The organism is Hymenobacter caeli, assembly GCF_013294115.1.
GTDB classification, from domain to species: Bacteria; Bacteroidota; Bacteroidia; order Cytophagales; family Hymenobacteraceae; genus Hymenobacter; species Hymenobacter caeli.
The window spans coordinates 140180-160338 of the sequence record NZ_JABSNP010000009.1 but is presented as its reverse complement, the minus strand read 5'-3'; the positions used below and the strand labels follow the sequence as shown (position 1 = coordinate 160338).

Below are 20159 nucleotides of genomic sequence, written 5' to 3'. Positions count from 1 at the left end.
ATGGCGGACCCACAGGATGAGGGGAATCGAACTCCCGCCGCCGCGGCGGCCCGCCCGGCACCGGCGAAGTAAGGCCCGCCTACGGCACCTTGCGCCGCGGCGGCCGGGGGTTCCGCTTTAATGCCCGGCCGCTTTTAACAGGTTTACAATTCAATTTTTTCGATTTCGGTGAGGGCCGAGCCGCCGTTGTCCAGGGCCACCAGCACGTCGAACACTTTGTCGGACCAGCCGGCGACGAGGGCCACGCCGTGCTCGGGGCGCACTTCGAGCGGGGCCGTGCCGTGGCCGGCCAGGTCGAAGAGGTAGAGGCGGGCGTGGGGGGCCACGGTGCGGCGGTATTCGGCCCATTCCCGGGCCAGCGAGTTGCTGCTGTCCCACTGGCTGTTCCAGAGCTGGCAGTCGGTGAAAATCATCACCTTGTCCACCGCCTCGCGGCGCTGGCGCAGGTCCTGCACCACCAGGTAGCCGTTGGTGGCGTAGCCCACCTCGCCTTCGCGGCGGTAGAACTCCTCCACGTTGCGCAGCACGGGGCCCCGGGGCAGCGCCACCCGCTTCCAGGTGTTGCCGAACATGCCGGCCACCACGTGCTGGCAGCGGCTGTGCAGCAACATGCCCAGCACCAGGCCCACGTCGTAGAGCAGCACTTTGCTGCGCGCCGAAATGGGTTGCTGCATCGAGCCCGACACGTCGCAGGCCACCACCACGCGGGTGGCGGGGCCGAAGCCGGGCAGGTTGGCCGCGCTGTGCGCCAGGGCCGTTTCCAGGGCCGTGAGCACCCCCGCCACGCGGCCGCCGGGCAGGGCCTTCACCTCGCGGTAGGCGGCCAGGAAACGGAACGGCAGCTGCTTGCTCCGCGCCACGGCTTGGGCGTCGGCCAGGGTGGCCTCCACCTGCGCCAGGGCCACCGCCGACACATCGGCGGCGAGGATATTGCGCAGGTTGCGCAGCAGGGCCATGTAGCCCAGCTTGCCACTGGTAATCAGGGCCTCCCAGGTGGTGCGGATGGCCGCGTGCCGGTCGGCCTCGGTGGCGTAGGCGCGCTGGCCGGCGGCCGACAGCTCGGTTTCCCAGGTGTAGGGCGTGGGCAGCTCGCCGCGCACCAACTGGTCGAACAGGGCTTGCTGGGCCGCGTCTTTCGCAGGCGGGTGCACCAAAAAGAGCGCATCGCGCAGGCGCACGGCCCCTTCGCGGTCGTACTTGGCCAGCTGGTAGCCGTCGAACCGGTTGAAGCTGAGCGCCAAGCCTTTTTGCAGCTGCTTGGAGAGGCGGTGGAGGGTTTTGGGGCCGCTGCGGCCGTTGGCCTGGGCGTAGCAAGCCAGCAGCTCCGTGATTTCGTCGGGGCGCTGCACCACGCGGGCCACCAAGCGGCTCACGAGGCCGTCGCCGCGGTGGTGGCGGGCCAGTTCCACGCACAGCACTAGGGGCACCGAGCGCAAGTGCAGGTGCTCGCGGGCGTACACCGCCAGCCGCGCCACAAACAGCGGCTCGTTGGCGGCTACCAGGGCCCGCAAGCGCAGCAAGCGCACGTCGGCTTTTTCGTAGAACTGGTCGCTGAGCGCGGCCGTGGCCACGGCCGCGTACAGCTCCATTTGCGGCGTGAGGGCGAAGGCCGGGGCCCCTTCGTGGTTCACCACGGGGGCGGCGGCGCGGGAGAAGAAGTTGAAGCGCATGGTGGGAATTATTGAAGGATTAAGGGCAGGAAACGGAGTAGATATTTTTCAATTATTTATTCCAGCGGGTCGTTTTATTGCGGCGGAATTAATTGTTAGTTTCGATTGGACGCACTTTTTCCTGGCAAATAAAACCGGGTTTTATTTGAGAATAAACGACACGAAAAAGCCCGGTTTTAGTGGACCGGGCTCTGCTGTTTCGCGTGATTTGCGCCGGATTATCAGCGCAGCCAGGAAAAGAGAAAAGCACGGTCGCGCCGGTTCAGCTGGCCACGATCGGGCCGGCGCTGGGAAGGCTGGGGCAGGCAACTGGGGCGGCGTGGATGCATGGATTGAATGGGTAAGCGGTTGATAACCGGCTAACAACAAAAAACCCGAGCGTTATGGGCTCGGGCGGTGTCGGGTTTCAGCGGGGCTGAAATCAGGCAAACGTACCGAGCAGAAACAGCCGTTCTGGCTGCGTCTTATCCGAATTGCTGGTGAGTGTCAGGTGGCGGTACATGGCTGTTTGCTTTTGGTGCGACAAAGGTTAGACATTAATTCTAATTGCGCAAATAATTTCTAAAATATTTTAAAATAAATTTATTTCGCCGAATAATAATTAGCGTTTGCCGGAATTGAGCGCGACTAACTCAATACAATTTCATATTGCTTTTAATCTGGTTACGTCACCAGAATGTTGTACCAACCCGGAAGCGGCCGGGTTACCTTTACATTGTTCCTTATTTTACGCACCCCGTTTAAGGGCCCCAATGCCGCGCCTTGCCACTTCCGACCACTACACGCTGGATTTGCCCGCCGGGCACCGCTTTCCCATCGCCAAATACGCCCTGATCCGGGAGCAGCTGCTGTGGCAGGGCGTGGCCGCGCCGGAAGATTTTTACGAGCCCGGGCTGTGCGCCGAGGCCGACGTGCTGCGGGTGCACACCACCGATTACTGGCACCGGGTGCGCGACTTGCAGCTCTCGGCCCGCGAGGTGCGCAATCTGGGGCTGCCGCAGAGCCCGCAGCTGGTGCGCCGCTCGCTGAGCAGCAGCGCGGGCACGCTGCAATCGGCACTGGGGGCCTTGCAACACGGCATCGGGCTGAACCTGGCCGGCGGCACCCACCACGCCTTTGCCGACCGCGGCGAGGGGTTTTGCGTGCTCAACGACCAAGCCATTGCCGCCGCGCACCTGCTGGCGCACGGGCTGGCCCGGCAGGTGCTCGTCGTGGATTTGGACGTGCACCAGGGCGACGGTATGGCCGCCCTTTTCCGCGCCGAGCCGCGGGTGTTCACGTTTTCGATGCACGCCGGGGCCAACTACCCGCTGCGCAAGGAACACTCCGATCTGGATATTCCGCTGGCGCTGGGCACCGGCGATGCGGAGTATCTGCGCATTTTATCCGACACGCTGGGGCCCCTGGTGGACCGCGTGCGGCCAGACTTTGTCTTCTACCAAGCGGGGGTGGACGTGCTGGCCACCGACAAGCTGGGCAAGCTGGCCCTGACGCCCGCCGGCTGCCAGCAGCGCGACGAGTTGGTGTTGGGCCTGTGCCGCGCCCGGGCCCTGCCGGTGGCCGTGAGCATGGGCGGCGGCTACTCCGAGCGGCTGGCCGACATCGTGGACGCGCACTGCAACACGTTTCGGGTGGCGTTCAACCTTTGGCCGTAGCTAGGCGTTATTTACCCGCTGCCGTTGCCATGAAAAAACTCACCGCCTCCACTCATGCCCTACCCGCGCCGGTGCGCGTGCCCGTCACCCTGGCCGAGGCCTGCGCGCCGGGCAGCCTGGCCCAGGCCGCGTTTCGGCGGGCGCTGCTGGCGCTGGAGGGGCTGCGGGCGCAGGTGCAGGCGGCGCAGGAAGCCCGCGCCGCGGCCCGCCAGCGCTACTGGCAGCAGGTGGGGCCCGCGGCGGCGGCCGTAGTAGCGGCCCGGCGGGCGCTGTACGCGCCGCTGGAAGGGGCCCTGCTGACGCCCTACTTCAGCCGCCTGGAGGAGCAGCAGATTGCCCAGTTCATCGTGGGCAACGCCGGGGCCCTCATCGCGCGGTTCGGGGAGGACGAGGCGGCGATGGTGGCCAAATACGCCGCGCCGCGCCCGGCGGGGGCCCCGGCTGAAGCCCCCGCCGGGGCCCCCGCCCCGCCCCCTTCGGCCCAGGAGCAGGCAGCCCAGGCCCGCCAGCAGGCCCGGGCCCAGCGCCTGGCCGAGGCCACTACCCTGGCTGCCCGCGCCGACCAGCAGCGGCTGCAAACCAGCGCCAAAACCGTGTACCGCCAGCTCGCCCGCACCCACCACCCCGACCTGGAGCGCGACCCCGCCCAGCAGCGCGCCAAAACCGAGCTGATGCAGGAAATAACGGCCGCTTACGAGACCGGCGACCTTTACGCCCTGCTGCAACTGATGGCCGACTCGGCCCACGCCGACGCGGCCGATGCCGACGTGCTCATCGAGTACACCCAGGCCCTGCACCGCCAGCAAATCGACCTTAAAAACCAGCTCAACGCGCTGCAATACGGCTCCGATGGCCTGGCCAGCGCCGCCACGGGCAAAAAGCGCGAGCTGGAGCTGCGCCAAATCAAGCGCGACCTGCGGGCCGAGGCCGAGTACGTGCAGCAAGTGGGCCAGCAGCTGCGCGAAACCGCGGGCCTGCGCGAAGTGCTGCGCGAGCTGGCCGCCGAGGGCCTGGACTCGATTTAGCGGCTTGTTAGCAATCCGGAATCCGTTCGCCGTGCTAGTGCTATGAACTTGATGGTGCGGGTTGGTGAATAAAATGCCGGGCTTCGGTGCCTAGCAGCAGTTCTGGCGAATTTTGGTGGTCCAAAATGGGGTGGGTCCAGCGGCTTTTCTAGTCGTCGGGCCACTCTGGCGATTGAACGGGCCCCTGCCCAAGGATAAGAGTGGCCCAACGAAGCCCTTCGGGCAATTCGCCGGACCACCCCGTTTTAGACCACCACCCGAATTTTTAATCCCTAAAACGAGGTAGCGGCGCACCCTGGCAGTTCGAGCTTGAACGATGCGCAGAGGCGACGTTCAAACCCGAGCCGCTGGCATGCGCCGCTACGCTGCGCGAAGGCTGGCAAACAGAAGCTTCTCAGCGCTTAACCACGCGCAAGGTTTGCAGGCCGGTGGGGGTTTGCAGCTGCAACAGGTACAGGCCCGCCGGCTGGCCGCTCAGGTCGAACGCGGCGGGGCCGGTGGCCCCGGGCTCCGGCAGGCGCAGCACCACGGCCCCCAGGGCGTTGCGCACCACGCCCGCGCCGGCCAGGGGCTGGCCATCGGCCCGCAGCACCGCGAACTGGCCCGTGCCCGGGTTGGGCACCACCACCGGCGGGCCCGCTACGGCCGGGGCCGCCACGGTCACCACTGGCGAGAACGCCTCGGTGCCGTCGAGGTCGATTTGGCGCAGGCGATAGTAGGCCAGGCCCGGCAGCGGGTGCTCGTCGGCAAAGCGGTAGGCGCGGGGGCCGCTGCTGGTGCCGGCGGCGGCCACCACGCCCAGGGCCCCGAACGTGCGGCCGTCGGCGCTGCGCTCCACGGCGAAAGAACGGCTGTTTTTTTCGCTGGCCGTGGCCCAGGCGCAGGCCACGGCCGCCCCGCTGCGCTGGGCCGCGAAGCTGGTCAGCTCAACGGGCAGGGCCCCGGTGGGGCGCGACGACACGGCGAACGGCGAGAAGCTGGTGATGCCGGGCCGCGCCACCGCCCACGCGCCGGCCCCGGTGCCCGCAGCGGCCCCCAGGGTGGCGTTGTACGTATCCCAGGCCCCGTTGTAGTAGTGGTTCACGTGGGCCGAGGCGGTCAGGAAATCGGGGCTGGCATCGGCGGCACTCCACTGCAGGCCGAGGGTGATGCTGGAACTGCCGGGCACTTCTTCGGCCACGAGCCAGGTTTTCTTCACGATTTGGGTGGCCACCGCGGGGCCCGCGCCGGTGCCCGTGGCGTCGTAGCCGGGGTACGCGTTGTCGGCCACCCGCACGCTGTAGGTATCCTCCGACTGGGCGGCGGTCTGGCTCAGGGTGGCCGGGGTGTAGGTGCCGGCCGCGGTGCCCACCGGAAACAGCACGCCCACGCCGTCGCTGCTCACGGTGCGGCGCAGGCTGCCCCGGCCGTTGGTCACGAACAGCGTGCCGGCCACGGCCGGGCCCGTGAGGGCGGCCCCTTTCAGCAGCAGCAAGTCGTTGTCGTTGAGGGCCAGCGGGGCGGCCGCCAGGGCATCAAACGCCAGGGCGGTGCCCACCAAAGCGGGGCCCGCCAGGTTTTTGGGGCCCAGGCCCGTCAGCCGGAGGGTGCCGTAGCTGCCGCCGCTCACGCTTTGGGGCGCGGCGGCGCTCAGGTATTCCACCGTGCTGGTGGGGTTGAGGGCCCCCAGGGCAAAGGTGCCGCTGGCCTGCGCGATTTGCAGCGTCGAGCCCGGGCCCACGTCCACGGTGCCCTGCGTGGCGGCGGCGGGCCCCACGTAGAGCGTGGCCGGCACGGTGGGCGTGCCCACGATGATCTTCGAGTTGGCCCCGCTCACCGCCCACGCACCCGCGCCGAGGCGGTTGAGGAGCGTCGTGGTGCCCTGCACGTAGTACGTGGTGTTGTCGGTGGTGAGGTTGAGCGGGTGCGGGCCCGTGCCGTCGGCGTTGGTGCCCCAGCTGGCCAGCGCGTTCAGGGCGGCAGCGTCGGCGGCCGACGAGTAGAAGATGTTCGTTTCCGGGGTGATGGCCACGTCGTCGATGCTCAGGCCGTTGCCGTTGGTGCCCGAGTTGAACACGTAGCCGAAGCGAATCATGATTTCCTCGCCCGCGGCCAGGTTCAGGCCCACCAGGGTGTACTGCATCACGCGCCGGTTGGTGGCGGCGTTGCCGTTGAGCGGGGCAATGGCCGTGGAAGTGGACGGGGCCGCCACGCCGAGCGCGGCAATGGGCGTCCAGGTGCCCGCCACCAGCGACGTGATGCCGGTCGTGGCCCGCTGGTAGTCCACGGTCACGTTGGCGGCCTGGGTTTTGCTGGAGTTGTACCACTGCTCCATGGCGTACATCACCTCCAGGTTTTTAATCACTTTGCTGGAAGCGTTTTTCAGCCGGATGCCCACGTAGCCCTTGCCCGCCGCCACGTTGGTGGAGGCAATGCCGCCCAGGGCCCGGTCGGTGCCCCCGTCCTGGCCGAAGTGGTACCAGGCGGCCCCGTGCGGGGTGCCGTCCGCGTCCACGCTGCTGACGGGGTTGGGGCCCTCCGAACCGTTGTTGGGGCCCAGCTTGGCCTGGGCACCCGAGCCGCGGGTTGAGGACTCATACTCCGTCGGGGAGCCGTCGAGCGTGAACCGGGCGTACACGCCCGGCAGGGTGACGTTGCTGTTGAAAAGGGCCTTGGTGCCGGCCAGCGCATCGAAGTTCTGGGTGTAGGGCCCCAGCCCGTTGGAGTTGACGTCGGGCGCGTCCTTAAATAAGTATTGCGCCCGGCCCGACCAACTGGTGAGGCAGAGCAAAAGCGTTGGAATAAGCCACTGAGTAAGCGTTTTTTTCATATAATAAGAAGAGATAAAATTCGAATACAAATTATATTATATCCGGTTCATAAAACTTGAAACATTTTGCAAATAAAGTGAATATTGCACGACTAATGACCATAAAATCTAGATGAACAGTATTTTTTACCGATAAAAGAAGAAAGTGTATTACTAACTCAAAAATATTTTTTATAACTTTTACAATAAAAAGTTAACTATTATTTCCTTTTATGGATGGCCTCGCCCGGGCCATAGGCTTGGCCCAAACGCACGGGGCCGCGACGCAGCCAGTGCGTCGCGGCCCCAAGGGAGTAGCCTGGTGGGCTTTTTTGTTTAGTCGTGGCCCAGGCCCAGGGCCTCCACGGCGGCTTGCACGGCCTCGGCGCGGTAGGCGGGCGCAGTGGCGGGGGCCCGCAGCAGGCGCAACAGGCGCTGGTATTTCTCGCGGCCCTCGGCCAGCAGCTGGTCGGTTACTTCGAGGGGAAATACGCCGAAGGGCTCTGCTTTTTGCACGCCCACCAGCAAGAACCGCCCGGCCCCCAGCGCATCGGTGTAGAAGGCGGCCTGGCGGTCGTAGTCGTAGGCCGAGCACTGCCAGCGGAAGTGGTCGGCGTCGCGGGCGCTGGTGGTTTTGAAGTCGACGACGGTGTAGGGCTCGCCGGGCACGTCCACCACCAAGTCGGCGCGCAGCTTGCAGAGGGTGCCGGTCTGGGGCTCGGTGAAGAGCACGCTGGGCTCGGGCGTGCCGGCTTCGAGCAGGCGGTTCAACTCGGCGTTGAGCTTCACGCCCTCCACCAGCCACCAGACCAGCGTGTCGTTCAGGCCGGGCTGGCCGGGCTGGTAGTCGGTGGGTTCGAGCAGGGCGGTGTGGAAGGCGGTGCCGAAGCTGAGGGCCCCGGAGTTGCCGCCGTCGGTGCGCGGGGGGCGGCCGTCGAGGGCGTCGCGCAGGCGCGAGAGGTCGGAGTTGGCAATGGCCGGCAGGGCCCGGTAGGTGTCGTAGTCGAGGCGCAGCAGGTCGGGCCGGCGGAAGGCGGGGTCGGCGGGAAGGGAGGACATGATTCGGTAACAGCAGAACGGCGCGTTTTGCTGCATCGGGGGCGGGATTTTTCTTGGAAGTTCATAGCTCCACCTCTAAACCTCAGCGAATTTTGTCAAGTACCAGCGTGGTATAGAACGTTCCAGTAGTAAAAGTACTTTTCAACACGTACCCTTCGCGGTACAAGGCACTTAACACCTTATAGTAGCCCTCGCTAGCGGCCATTAACTGCTTATCCGTCCGTCCGCTTGGGAATTCTATTTTCTCGCTTTTGCCCTCCCCGCGCGTGACCACGAGTTGCGTCGAATTACCATCGCCGGCTATTCGCACCACCACAATGTCCGGGGTTGTCGTCTGGGCGGCGGCGGGCCGCGTGGCGAGGGCCAGCAGGCACACGCTCAAAAGGATGAGTTTTTTCATGGCGGCTAAATAAAACCCGTTGCGTGAATAACGGCTGAGCGGGCGAAGCGAAATGCGCGTATGCATTTTGGCGCAGCTGCGGAACGGGGTGGTCCGGCGACTTTTTCCGTCGTCGGGCCACTCTGGCTACTGCGCGGGGCCGCTGTTCAATCGTCAGAGTGGCCCGACGACGAAAAAAGTCGCCGGACCACTGCGCCGGGCTACCATCTACGCATTTTTCCCGCATTCCCCCACCTATGGCACCCTGGCTCCCCTACGCCCTGCTTTCGGCCGTGTTCGCGGCCCTCACGGCCATTTTTGCCAAAATTGGCATTAAGGATGTCGATTCGGATTTGGCCACGGCCATCCGCACGGTGGTCATCCTCCTGCTGGCCTGGGGCATCGCCATCGGGCGCGGGGCCACGGCGGGCCTACCAGCCCTCACGGGGCGCACGTGGCTGTTTCTGGGGCTGTCGGGGCTGGCCACGGGGGCCTCGTGGCTGTGCTACTTCCGGGCCCTAAAGCTGGGACCCGTGAGCAAGGTGGCCCCCATCGACAAGCTGAGCGTGGCGCTGGCCATCGGGCTGGCGGTGGGGTTTCTGGGCGAGGCCCTGACCTGGCGCAGCGCCCTGGGCGCGGGTCTGATTGTGGCCGGCAGCGTGGTGCTGGCCCTTTAGGCCCCAAGGCGTTGGCCCGCAGTAGCAGCGGCTGGTAAGCCATTTACCGCCAGCATCTTCACCAAAATTTCACCTAACCTTGCGAGCCTTGGGGCCGTTTGTGCGGGCAGCCCGGGGCGTCCGGTTTGCCGTCTCACTCCACCAGCCTCCTTAAAAACATGCGCTTACAGAATCGAATCGCCCTCGTCACGGGGGCCAGCTCCGGCATCGGGGCGGGCATCGCCCGGCAGTTTGCCGCCGACGGGGCCACCGTGTTCGTCAACTACCCGGGGGGGCCCTCCGACCAGGCCGATGCCGTGGTGAAGGCCATTGCCGACGCCGGCGGGCAGGCCTTTGCCGTGGCGGCCGACGTGAGCAAGGAAGACCAGGTGCAGGCCATGTTTGCCCGCATCGTGCAGCAGTGCGGCACGCTGCACGTGCTGGTGAACAACGCCGGCTTGCAGCAGGACGCGGCCTTCGTGGACATGAGCCTGGCCCAGTGGCAGCGCGTGATTGACGTGAACCTGACCGGGCAGTTCCTGTGCTCGCGCGAGGCGGCCCGCGAGTTTTTGCGCCGGGGGCCCCAGCCCGACGTGGCGCGGGCCACGGGCGTAATTCTGCACACCAGCAGCGTGCACGAGGTCATTCCGTGGGCCGGGCACGCCAACTACGCCACCAGCAAGGGCGGCATCATGCAGCTCATGAAAAGCACCGCCCAGGAGCTGGCCCCCCACAAAATCCGGGTGAACAGCATCGGGCCGGGGGCCATCAAAACGCCCATCAACACCTCGGCCTGGAGCACGCCCGCAGCCGAAACGGCCCTGCTCAAGCTCATCCCCTACGACCGGGTGGGCGTGACCGAGGACATTGCCGGCCTCGCCGCCTGGCTCTGCTGCGACGAGGCCGACTACATCACCGGCCAGACGATTTTTATGGACGGCGGCATGACGCTGTACCCGGGCTTCGCCACCGGCGGCTGATTTTCAATTAAAAATGGAGAATTAAAAATGAAACAAAAACGAGGGGCGCGGGTGGAACCGCAAGGCTTGTTTCTCATCTTTCCGGCTTCATTTTTAATTCTTAATTTTTCATTTTTAATTCTCAAGCATGAGTGCTGAACACGAACGGCTGCGCGAAGTGGCCCCCTGGCGCACGTTTGGGCCGTACCTGGCCGAGCGGCAGTGGGGCACGGTGCGCGAAGACTACTCGGCGGGCGGCGACCCCTGGCGCTTCACCACCCACGAGGAGGCCCGCTCCTACGCCTACCGCTGGGGCGAGGAGGGCCTGGGCGGCCTCTGCGACGACCAGCAGCTGCTGTGCTTCGCGCCGGCGTTCTGGAACGGGGAAGACCACATCCTCAAGGAGCGGCTGTTTGGGCTGAGCGGGCCCGAGGGCAACCACGGCGAAGACGTGAAGGAAGCGTACTACTACCTCGACAACACGCCCACCCACAGCTACATGCGGATGCTGTACAAGTACCCGCAGCAGAAGTTTCCTTACGACGCGCTGGTGGCGAAAAACGCTGCCCGCACCCGCCTCGACCCCGAGTTTGAGCTGGGCGATACCGGCGCGTTTCTCGACAACCGGTACTTCGACGTGTTCATTGAATACGCCAAGGCCGGGCCCCAGGACGTGCTCATCCGCCTGAGCGTGCACAACCGGGGGGCGCAGGCGGCCCCGCTGCACGTGCTGCCCACGGCGTGGTTCCGCAACACGTGGTCGTGGGGCGACGACGCCTACGAGCCCACGCTGCGGGCCACCGGGCCGGGGCGCATCGCCGTGGGCCACCGCGCCCTGCCCGGCCTGGCCCTGTACGCCGACGGGGACCCCGAGCTGCTGTTCTGCGACAACGAAACCAACTCGCCGCGCCTGCACGGGGCCCCCGCCCCGCCGGCCGTCAAGTTCTTCAAAGACGGGCTGCACGAGCACTTGGTGGAGGGCAACGCCGGGGCCGTGAACCCCGACCGCAGCGGCACCAAGGCCGCCGCGCACTACGTGCTCAGCGTGGCGCCGGGCGAAGGCCAGACGCTGCGCCTGCGCCTGGGCCCCGACGGCCTGGCCGCGCCGTTTGCCGATTTCGACGCCCTGTTTGCCCTGCGCCAGCAGGAAGCCGACGCCTTTTACGCGGACTTGCAGCACGACCTGCCCGACGCCGACGCCCGCAACGTGCAGCGCCAGGCGCTGGCCGGCATGCTGTGGAGCAAGCAGTTTTACTACTACGACGTGGCCCGCTGGCTCGACGGCGACCCCAACCGGCCGGCGCCGTCGGAGGAGCACCAGCAGGGGCGCAACGCCGCCTGGCGGCACCTGCGCAACATGGACATCGTGTCGATGCCCGACAACTGGGAATACCCCTGGTACGCGGCCTGGGACCTGGCCTTCCACGCCATTCCGCTGGCGCTGGTGGACGTGGAGTTTGCCAAGGACCAGCTCCGGCTGCTGTGCGAAGACCGCTACATGCACCCCAACGGCCAGCTGCCGGCCTACGAGTGGCAGCTCGGCGATGTGAACCCGCCGGTGCACGCCTGGGCCACGTTCCGGGTGTTCAAAATGGACCAGAAGCAGCGCGGCGACGACGGCGACGTGGCCTTTTTGCAAACCGTGTTCCACCGCCTGCTGCTGAACTTTACCTGGTGGGTGAACCGCAAAGACACCAACGGGCACAACATCTTCGAGGGCGGCTTCCTGGGCCTCGACAACATCGGGGTGTTCGACCGCTCGGCCCCGCTGCCCTTCGGCGGCTACATCGAGCAGGCCGACGGCACGGCCTGGATGGCCCTCTACGCCCTCAACCTGATGCGCATGGCCCTGGAGCTGGCCCAGACCAACCCCGTGTACGAGGACATGGCCTGCAAATTTTTCGAGCACTTCCTGGGCATCGCGCAGGCCATGACCGGCTACGGGCCCCAGGACATCGACATGTGGGACGAGGAAGACGAGTTTTACTACGACGTGCTGAATACCCCCGATAAAGGCCGCACGCCGCTGAAGGTGCGCTCGATGGTGGGGCTGATTCCGATTTTTGCGGTGGAGGTGCTCGACGACGAGCTGCTGCAAAACGCCCCGCACTTCCTGGCCCGCATGACCTGGACCCTGGCCAACCGCGCCGATTTGGCCGCCTTGGTGAGCCGCTGGCAGGAGCCCGGCCAGGGCACCCGCCACTTGCTCTCGCTGCTGCGCGGCCACCGCCTCAAGGCCCTGCTGCGCCGGATGCTCAACGAGGCCGAGTTCCTCTCGGACCACGGCGTGCGGGCCCTCTCGAAGTACCACCTCGACCACCCCTACGTGTTCCGCTCGGCCGAGAAGTCGTTCACGGTGGGCTACGAGCCCGGCGAGTCCACGACCAGCCTCTACGGCGGCAACTCCAACTGGCGGGGCCCCGTGTGGTTCCCGGTCAACTACCTGCTCATCGAGGGCCTGCAGCGCTTCCACCACTACTACGGCGACGATTTCAAGGTGGAGTACCCCACCGGCAGCGGCCAGTACACCACCCTGCTCGACATCGCCCACCAGCTCATCGACCGGCTTACCAAGCTGTTTCTGCGCGACGCCAGCGGCCACCGCCCCTGCTTCGGCACCGACATGCAGCAGCAAACCGACCCGCATTTCAAAGATTACCTGCTCTTCCACGAGTATTTCCACGGCGACACCGGCCAGGGCCTGGGGGCCGGCCACCAAACCGGCTGGACCGGCCTTGTGGCTAAGCTTTTGCAGCCCCGCACCGAATAGGCGCTGCCCGGAACCAGCGCATGGCACTGGGGTTGGTACGAACATGAATTATGGCGGAAAAAGGGGCCGCACATACGATTGCGCGGGGTTTTTTGCTTTTTTACTTGCTAAAATTCATGCTATTTTAATGTAGTGAGTCAGTGCTTTGCATCACCCACCATGCACTGCAAGCGGCACCGCTTCGGCATATTCCCACGGGCCTGCTCTCACAGAATTAAATCGGAACCAGCGTTTTCGCTGGCGTTCAGCGGCCCCGGGCCGCCTGGGTAAAGCTGACTGTAAAGCATGTAGAATATAATTATTTGGCGAATCCATCCCCCTGATGGATTCAATGGGATGGGGACGACAGCCGTTGCGCCGGGTTTTTGGCCGGACGACACCACCAGCACGGGCCTGGCAAGCAAGCGCGGGCTCGCCGTGGCCGGCCGGCCCGCGCCCCCACCCCCCGCATTTCCTGCAATTGTTCCTCACCAACTACGGTACTTATGGTCTTCGCAAAGAAAATGTTCCTGTTTATGGGCCTGGGTGCCGCGTGCTGCTACACGGGCTGCACGAGCAAGAAAGAGGAAAAGGAGGAGCAAATTAAATTATTGGTTACCAGTCCACTAGCAAGGGACACGACTGTTACCAAAGAGTACGTGGCGCAGATTCACGCCTTGCAGCGCGTCGAGCTGCGGGCGATGGAAAAAGGCTACCTGCAAAAGATATTCGTGGACGAGGGGCAGAGCGTCCACCAGGGGCAGCCCATGTTCCAGATTCAGCCCCTGATTTACCAGGCCGACCTGCGCAAGTCGCAGGCCGAGGCCAACTACGTGGGCATGGAGTACCGGAACACGAAAAGCCTGGCCGACAGCAACATCGTGTCGCGGAACGAGCTGGCGCTGGCCCAGGCCAAGTTCGACAAGGCCCGGGCCGACGTGTCGCTGGCCCAGACCCACCTGCAGTTCACGGCCATCAAAGCCCCCTTCAACGGCATCATGGACCACTTCCAGGCCCGGCAGGGGAGCGTGGTCAACGAGGGCGACTTGCTGTCCACGCTCTCGGACAACAGCAAGATGTGGGTTTATTTCAACGTGCCGGAAGCGGAGTACTTGGCCTATAAGGAGCACGCCAAGGCCCACGACAGCGCCGAGAAAGTGAAGCTGCTACTGGCCAACGACGAGGTGTTCAACCAGACCGGCGTGGTGCAGACCGTGGAGGCCGATTTCAACAACGAAACCGGCAACATCGCCTTCCGGGCCACTTTCCCCAACCCCGAGGGGCTGCTGCGCAACGGCGAAACCGGCAGCGTGCTCATGACGGTGCCGCTGAAAAACGCCCTGCTCATCCCGCAGAAAGCCACGTTCGAGATTCTGGAGAAGAAGTACGTTTTCGTGGTCGATAAAAACAACGTGGTGCACCAGCGGGAGGTGCGCATCGCCTCCGAAATGCCCGACCTGTACGCCATCAAGTCCGGCCTCGCCGCCACCGACCGGATTCTGCTGGAAGGCCTGCGCAAGGTGAAGGACGGCGACAAAATCAGCTTCGACTACCGGGCCCCGCAGGCGGTTATCTCGCACCTGAAGGCGTACAGCGAGTAGGTTTTTAGCTGTTAGCCACTGGCTGTTAGCGGTTAGCCTTTGGGCAAGCGGTGGGCGGGCAGGTAGTGGCTGGCGGATTTTCCAGAACATAGCTAATAGCTATAAGCTATTGGCTAACAGCTAATCTAACGTATGTTTAGCAAATTCATTCGTCGGCCCGTATTTGCCATTGTTATCTCGGTGGTTATCATCCTGATGGGCGTGCTGGCCATTTTTAAGCTGCCCACCTCGCAGTTCCCGGAGATTTCGCCGCCCCTGGTGATGGTGAGCGCGGCCTACCCCGGGGCCAGCGCCAAGGTGCTCACCGAATCGGTGCTGATTCCGCTGGAGCAGGCCGTAAACGGCGTGCCGGGCATGAAGTACATGACCTCCGACGCCGTGAGCGCCGGCGAGGCCAACATCCAGATTGTGTTCAACCTGGGCACCGACCCCGACCAGGCCGTGGTGAACGTGAACACCCGCATCGCGCAGGTGCTCAACCGCTTGCCCGAGCTGGTGCAGCGCGAAGGCGTGGTGGTGAACCGCGTGGTGCCCAACATGCTGATGTACGTGAACTTGTACAGCAAGGACAAGAACACGGACATGAAGTACCTGTTCAACTTTGCCGGCGTGAACATGCTGCCCGAGTTGCAGCGCCTGAGCGGCATCGGCCGGGCCAACATCCTGGGCAGCCGGCAGTACGCCATGCGCGTGTGGCTGAAGCCCGACCGCATGCGGGCCTACAGCATCTCTGTGGACGACGTGATGAAGGCCCTGGGCGAGCAGAGCGTGATTGGCTCGCCGGGCCGCATCGGCCGCTCCGACGGCGGGCAGGCGCAGTCGCTGGAGTACGTGCTGAGCTACCAGGGCCGCTTCAACGACGTGGAGCAGTACAAGAACGTGGTGCTGCGGGCCAACCCCAACGGGGAAAGCCTGCACCTGAAAGACGTGGCCAACGTGGAGCTGGGCTCGGAGTTCTACGACATCTACTCCAACCTGAACCAGTACCCGTCGGCGGCCATCGTGCTCAAGCAGACCTACGGCAGCAACGCCAGCGACGTAATCAAGGAAGTGAAGGCCAAGCTGGAGGAGCTGAAGAAAACCAGCTTCCCGCCCGGCATGGACTACAAAATCACCTACGACGTGTCGAACTTCCTCGACGCCTCGATCGAGAACGTGATTCACACCCTGCGCGACGCCTTCATTCTGGTGGCCCTGGTGGTGTTCCTGTTCCTCGGCGACTGGCGCTCGACGCTGATTCCGGCCCTGGCCGTGCCGGTGTCGCTGGTGGGCTCGTTCATGGCCATGCAGGCCTTCGGGCTCACCATCAACATGATTACGCTCTTTGCCCTGGTGCTCTCGATTGGCATCGTGGTGGACAACGCCATCGTGGTGATTGAGGCCGTGCACGCCAAGATGGAGCAGGAGCACCTCTCGCCTTACAATGCCGTGCGCAAGGTGGTGGGCGAAATCAGCGGGGCCATCGTCGGCATCACCATCATGATGACAGCCGTGTTCATCCCGGTGTCGTTCATGAGCGGCCCGGTGGGCATCTTCTACCGGCAGTTCTCGATTACGATGGCCACGGCCATCGTCATTTCGGGCCTCGTGGCCCTCACCCTGACGCCGGTGCTGTGCGCCATGATTCTGAAGAACCACAACGGCCAGCCCAAGAAGAAAACGCCCATCCAGCGCTTCTTCGACGCCTTCAACCGGGGCTTCGACCGGCTGACCAACGCCTACACCGGCCTGCTGGAGAAGATTGTGGCCAACCGGCTCGTTACCGCCGCCCTGCTGCTGGCCTTCGGGCTGGGCACCTGGGCCATTGCGGCCCGGCTGCCGGCGGGCTTCATCCCGAGCGAAGACCAGGGCCTGATTTACGCCATCGTGCAGACGCCGCCCGGCACCACGCTCGAGCAAACCAACGCCGTGTCGCAGCGCCTGGCCGGCCTGGCCAAGGACATCCCCGGCATTGCCAACATCTCTTCGCTGGCCGGCTACGAGGTGCTCACCGAAGGCCGCGGCTCGAACGCCGGCACCTTGCTGCTGGACCTGAAGCCGTGGTCGGAGCGCAAGGAGTCCATCGCCGACATCATCGGGAACCTGGAGAAAAAAGCGCACGAGATTCCCGGCGCGACCATCGAATTTTTCGAGCCGCCGGCCGTGCCGGGCTACGGCGCGGCGGGCGGCTTCCAGCTGCAGCTGCTGGACAAAACCGGCACCGGCGACTACAAGGCCCTGGAAAAAGTGAACGAGGAGTTCATGGCCAAGCTGAAAAAGCGCCCGGAGCTGGCGGGCCTGTTCACCTTCTTCTCGGCCGACTACCCGCAGTACGAGCTGAAGATTGACAACGAGCTGGCCATGCAGAAGGGCGTGACCATCGGCAACGCCATGAACACGCTGAGCGTGATGGTGGGCAGCACCTACGAGCTGGGCTTCATCAAGTACCAGCGCTTTTTTAAGGTGTACGTGCAGGCCTCGCCCGAGTACCGCCGCCTGCCGCAGGACATCCTGAACATGTGGGCGAAGAACGACAAGGGCGAAATGGTGCCGTTCTCGGCCTTTATGAAAATCGTGAAGAGCCAGGGGGCCAACGAAATCAACCGCTACAACATGTACACCACGGCCTCCATCCGCGGCGGGGCGGCCGAGGGCTTCAGCAGCGGCGAGGCCATCAAGGCCGTGCAGGAAGTGGCCAAGGAGCTGCCCCACGGCTACGGCATCGACTGGGGCGGCCTGTCGAAAGACGAGGTGAGCCGCGGCAACGAGTCCACCGTTATTTTCCTGGTGGTGCTGGTGTTCGTGTACCTGGTGCTGGCCGCGCAGTACGAGAGCTTCCTGCTGCCGCTGGCGGTCATCTTCTCCCTGGTGGCGGGCGTGTTCGGGTCGTTCCTGTTCATCAAAATGTTTGGCCTGGCCAACGACATTTATGCGCAGGTAGGGCTGGTGATGCTGGTGGGCCTGCTCGGGAAAAATGCCGTGCTGATTGTCGAGTTCGCGGCCCAGAAGCACGAGGAAGGCATGTCGGTGCGCGACGCGGCCATCGAGGGGGCCCGGGTACGTTTCCGCCCCATCCTGATGACCTCGTTCGCCTTCATCGCCGGCCTCATTCCGCTGGTGGTGGCCACGGGGGCCGGGGCCATCGGCAACCGCACCATCGGCTCGTCGGCCCTCGGCGGCATGCTGTTCGGCACCGTGTTCGGGGTCGTCATCATCCCCGGCCTGTACTACGTGTTCGGCACCCTGGCCGCCGGCCGCAAGCTGATTCAGGACGAGAACGAGTACCCGATGCTGGAAGGCATCGAGCCTCGGGTATTAATCGAAGAAGAAGTTGAAACGCATGCTTAGAAGACGCCTTTATGAAAGCCTGGGCGCGGCTGCCCTGGCGCTGGCCATAGCGGGCTGCAAAGTGCCCCAGCTGGTGCAGCGCGACGCGAGCCGCCGCGTACCCGCCGCCTACGCCACCAGCCCCCCGGACACGGCCAGCACGGCCCGGGTGCGGTGGAAGGCGTTTTTTACCGACCCCAACCTGGCGGCCCTCATCGACACCGCGCTGCAACACAACCAGGAGCTGAACGTCACGCTCCAGGAAATCCAGATTGCCCGCAACGAAGTGCAGGCCCGCACCGGCGAGTACCTGCCCACGGTGAGCCTGGGGGCCCGCACGGAGCTGGAGAAGCCGGGGCGCTACACGCTCCAGGGCGCGACGGAGGAGGCCGTCAACATCCAGCCCGACCGCCCCACCCCCACCCCGCTGGCCAACTACCAGCTGGGCGCGTTTGCCAGCTGGGAGGTCGACGTCTGGCACAAGCTGCGCAACGCCCGCAAGGCGGCGGCCGTCCGGTACCTGGCGTCGGTGGAGGGCAAAAACTTCATGGTGACGAACCTGATTGCCGAAATTGCCAACTCGTACTACGAGCTGCTGGCGCTCGACAACCAGCTGCTCATCCTCAAGCAGAACATTGAGATTCAGGACAATGCCCTGCGCATCGTGAAGCAGGAGAAAGAAGCGGCCCGGGTGACGGAGCTGGCGGTGAAGCGCTTCGAGGCCCAGGTGCAGAACACCACCAGCCTGCAATACAAAACGCAGCAGCGCATCACCGAAACCGAGAACAAGCTCAACCTGCTGCTGGGCCGCTACCCGCAGCCGATTGTTCGCGACGACCAGGCGTTCGGGGCGCTGGTGCCGCCCACCATCCGGGTGGGCGTGCCCGCGCAGCTGCTGGGCAACCGCCCCGACATCCGGCGGGCCGAGCAGAACCTGGTGGCCGCCAAGCTGGACGTGCAGGTGGCGCGGGCCAACTTCTACCCGTCGCTGGGCATCTCGGCCGGCGCGGGCTTCGAGGCGTTCAAGCCCCGCCTGCTGTTCAACTCGCCCGAGTCGATGCTCTACAACCTGGCCGGCGACTTGTCCGCGCCGCTGATTAACCGCAACGGCATCAAAGCCCTGTACGCCAGCGCCAACGCCCTGCAACTGCAAGCGGTGTACAACTACGAGCGCACCGTGCTGAACGCCTACATCGAGGTATCCAACCAGGTGTCGAACATCAGCAACCTGCAAAGCAGCTACGACGCGAAGCTGAAGGAAGTGCAGGCCCTCAACCAGTCCATCCGCATTTCCAACAGCCTCTTCAAGGCCGTGCGGGCCGACTACACGGAGGTGCTGCTCACCCAGCGCGACGCCCTGGAGTCGAAGTTCGACCTGACCGAAACCCGGATGCAGCAGCTGAACGCCACGGTGAACGTGTACCGGGCCCTGGGCGGCGGCTGGCAGTAGGCTGGCAATAGGCTGGCAATAGGCTGGCAATAGGCTGGCAATAGGCTGGCAATAGGCTGGCAATAGGCTGGCAATAGGCTGGCAAGTTCGCCGGGCTACTGAGCGGCGGCGCAACGGCGCATCTTTGCGTACTGGGTTTGCACGGGGTTCCAGCGCCCGTTCAAGCCCGGCCCGCCAAGGTGCGCCGCCGCCGTGTTCAAGGGGCCGGCCACCGGCCCCAACCGCCACGTAACTCCCCCGCCATGCCTTACCTCGACATCACGACGCCCATTTCCGACCAGATGGTGCACTGGCCCGACAACGCGCCGGTGCACCTGCGCCTCACCCGCTCGTTTGCCTACGGCGACCCGGCCAACGTGTCCGAAATCAGCATGAGCGTGCACACGGCCACCCACGTCGATGCCCCGCGCCACTTCATCCAAGACGGGCCCGACGTGACGACCATCGACCTGACCACGCTGCTGGGCCCCTGCCGCGTGGCCCGCATCCTCGACCCCCGGCTCATCACCCTGGCCGAAGTGGAGCCGCTCGACCCGCAGCCCGGCCAGCGCATCCTCTTCCGCACCCGCAACTCGGATGCCGACTGGACGCACCAGCCCTTCAACCCCGACTTCGTGAAGCTGGACTTCCCGGCCGCGCAGTTTTTGCAGCAGCGCGGCGTGGTCTGCGTCGGCGTCGACTACCTCTCAGTGGGGGCCGGCAACACCCACCACGCCCTGCTCGACTTCGGCGTCACCATCATCGAGGGCCTAGCGCTGGGCCACGTGGAGCCCGGCAACTACGAACTGATTTGCCTACCCTTGGCCATCGTCGGGGCCGACGGGGCCCCCTGCCGGGCCCTGCTGCGGCCGCTGTAGCGCGG

14 protein-coding genes are annotated in these 20159 nt (G+C 64.9%); 10 read left to right on the top strand and 4 right to left on the bottom strand.

Going from position 1 to position 20159, the window contains the following annotated elements; all coding sequences use genetic code 11:
* Nucleotides 1-143: 143 nt before the first annotated feature.
* On the bottom strand, nucleotides 144-1670 hold the full coding sequence (locus HNP98_RS11370; protein ID WP_173810191.1) for a TROVE domain-containing protein: 1527 nt from the start codon (nucleotides 1668-1670) through the stop codon (nucleotides 144-146).
* Here HNP98_RS11370 and HNP98_RS11365 point away from each other — a divergent pair.
* The 3 genes from HNP98_RS11365 to HNP98_RS11355 all read left to right on the top strand — a co-directional run bounded on the left by HNP98_RS11365 (nucleotide 1669) and on the right by HNP98_RS11355 (nucleotide 4350).
* Nucleotides 1669-2022, top strand: a complete 354-nt coding sequence (locus tag HNP98_RS11365; protein WP_173810190.1) for a hypothetical protein — start codon at nucleotides 1669-1671, stop codon at nucleotides 2020-2022. The two genes, HNP98_RS11370 and HNP98_RS11365, sit on opposite strands and share 2 nt — an antisense overlap.
* Nucleotides 2023-2422: 400 nt before the next feature.
* The gene (locus HNP98_RS11360; protein WP_173810189.1) at nucleotides 2423-3325 is read left to right on the top strand and encodes a histone deacetylase family protein; all 903 of its coding nucleotides are present in this window, start codon (nucleotides 2423-2425) and stop codon (nucleotides 3323-3325) included.
* A gap of 29 nt (nucleotides 3326-3354) precedes the next feature.
* Nucleotides 3355-4350 carry a J domain-containing protein gene (locus HNP98_RS11355; RefSeq protein WP_173810188.1) on the top strand — a complete coding sequence of 332 codons (996 nt, stop codon included), beginning with the start codon at nucleotides 3355-3357 and terminating at the stop codon, nucleotides 4348-4350.
* 394 nt (nucleotides 4351-4744) lie between these two features.
* On the opposite strand, the gene HNP98_RS11350 is transcribed toward HNP98_RS11355, so the two are convergent.
* The 3 genes from HNP98_RS11350 to HNP98_RS11340 form a co-directional block, all read right to left on the bottom strand.
* Nucleotides 4745-7159: a T9SS type A sorting domain-containing protein gene (locus tag HNP98_RS11350; RefSeq protein ID WP_173810187.1), complete on the bottom strand. Its 2415-nt coding sequence runs from the start codon at nucleotides 7157-7159 to the stop codon at nucleotides 4745-4747.
* Nucleotides 7160-7474: 315 nt separating this feature from the next.
* On the bottom strand, nucleotides 7475-8197 hold the full coding sequence (locus tag HNP98_RS11345; RefSeq protein WP_173810186.1) for a PD-(D/E)XK nuclease-like domain-containing protein: 723 nt from the start codon (nucleotides 8195-8197) through the stop codon (nucleotides 7475-7477).
* 82 nt (nucleotides 8198-8279) lie between these two features.
* Nucleotides 8280-8597, bottom strand: a complete 318-nt coding sequence (locus tag HNP98_RS11340; RefSeq protein ID WP_173810185.1) for a hypothetical protein — start codon at nucleotides 8595-8597, stop codon at nucleotides 8280-8282.
* A 236-nt stretch (nucleotides 8598-8833) separates the two neighbouring features.
* On the opposite strand from HNP98_RS11340, the gene HNP98_RS11335 reads away from it, so the two are divergent.
* The 7 genes from HNP98_RS11335 to HNP98_RS11305 all read left to right on the top strand — a co-directional run bounded on the left by HNP98_RS11335 (nucleotide 8834) and on the right by HNP98_RS11305 (nucleotide 20154).
* Complete coding sequence (locus tag HNP98_RS11335) at nucleotides 8834-9253, top strand: EamA family transporter (protein ID WP_173810184.1); 420 nt, start codon at nucleotides 8834-8836, stop codon at nucleotides 9251-9253.
* A 158-nt stretch (nucleotides 9254-9411) separates the two neighbouring features.
* Entirely contained in the window at nucleotides 9412-10212 is an 801-nt protein-coding gene (locus HNP98_RS11330; RefSeq protein ID WP_173810183.1) for a glucose 1-dehydrogenase, read from the top strand.
* A gap of 127 nt (nucleotides 10213-10339) precedes the next feature.
* Complete coding sequence (locus tag HNP98_RS11325; protein WP_173810182.1) at nucleotides 10340-12961, top strand: MGH1-like glycoside hydrolase domain-containing protein; 2622 nt, start codon at nucleotides 10340-10342, stop codon at nucleotides 12959-12961.
* 485 nt (nucleotides 12962-13446) lie between these two features.
* On the top strand, nucleotides 13447-14541 hold the full coding sequence (locus tag HNP98_RS11320; protein ID WP_173810181.1) for an efflux RND transporter periplasmic adaptor subunit: 1095 nt from the start codon (nucleotides 13447-13449) through the stop codon (nucleotides 14539-14541).
* Nucleotides 14542-14673: 132 nt separating this feature from the next.
* Nucleotides 14674-17868, top strand: a complete 3195-nt coding sequence (locus HNP98_RS11315; RefSeq protein ID WP_173810180.1) for an efflux RND transporter permease subunit — start codon at nucleotides 14674-14676, stop codon at nucleotides 17866-17868.
* Nucleotides 17861-19297, top strand: coding sequence for a TolC family protein (locus HNP98_RS11310; protein WP_173810179.1), 1437 nt, complete (start codon nucleotides 17861-17863; stop codon nucleotides 19295-19297). Before HNP98_RS11315 ends, HNP98_RS11310 begins: the two co-directional genes overlap by 8 nt.
* A gap of 242 nt (nucleotides 19298-19539) precedes the next feature.
* Nucleotides 19540-20154, top strand: coding sequence for a cyclase family protein (locus HNP98_RS11305; protein ID WP_173810178.1), 615 nt, complete (start codon nucleotides 19540-19542; stop codon nucleotides 20152-20154).
* Nucleotides 20155-20159 lie beyond the last annotated feature (5 nt).

Coding starts and splice junctions, on each gene's coding strand:
- HNP98_RS11365 (WP_173810190.1), top strand. CDS start 1,669: ATGGTGGGAATTATTGAAGGATTAAGGGCAGGAAACGGAGTAGATATT.
- HNP98_RS11370 (WP_173810191.1), bottom strand. CDS start 1,670: ATGCGCTTCAACTTCTTCTCCCGCGCCGCCGCCCCCGTGGTGAACCAC.
- HNP98_RS11360 (WP_173810189.1), top strand. CDS start 2,423: ATGCCGCGCCTTGCCACTTCCGACCACTACACGCTGGATTTGCCCGCC.
- HNP98_RS11355 (WP_173810188.1), top strand. CDS start 3,355: ATGAAAAAACTCACCGCCTCCACTCATGCCCTACCCGCGCCGGTGCGC.
- HNP98_RS11350 (WP_173810187.1), bottom strand. CDS start 7,159: ATGAAAAAAACGCTTACTCAGTGGCTTATTCCAACGCTTTTGCTCTGC.
- HNP98_RS11345 (WP_173810186.1), bottom strand. CDS start 8,197: ATGTCCTCCCTTCCCGCCGACCCCGCCTTCCGCCGGCCCGACCTGCTG.
- HNP98_RS11340 (WP_173810185.1), bottom strand. CDS start 8,597: ATGAAAAAACTCATCCTTTTGAGCGTGTGCCTGCTGGCCCTCGCCACG.
- HNP98_RS11335 (WP_173810184.1), top strand. CDS start 8,834: ATGGCACCCTGGCTCCCCTACGCCCTGCTTTCGGCCGTGTTCGCGGCC.
- HNP98_RS11330 (WP_173810183.1), top strand. CDS start 9,412: ATGCGCTTACAGAATCGAATCGCCCTCGTCACGGGGGCCAGCTCCGGC.
- HNP98_RS11325 (WP_173810182.1), top strand. CDS start 10,340: ATGAGTGCTGAACACGAACGGCTGCGCGAAGTGGCCCCCTGGCGCACG.
- HNP98_RS11320 (WP_173810181.1), top strand. CDS start 13,447: ATGGTCTTCGCAAAGAAAATGTTCCTGTTTATGGGCCTGGGTGCCGCG.
- HNP98_RS11315 (WP_173810180.1), top strand. CDS start 14,674: ATGTTTAGCAAATTCATTCGTCGGCCCGTATTTGCCATTGTTATCTCG.
- HNP98_RS11310 (WP_173810179.1), top strand. CDS start 17,861: ATGCTTAGAAGACGCCTTTATGAAAGCCTGGGCGCGGCTGCCCTGGCG.
- HNP98_RS11305 (WP_173810178.1), top strand. CDS start 19,540: ATGCCTTACCTCGACATCACGACGCCCATTTCCGACCAGATGGTGCAC.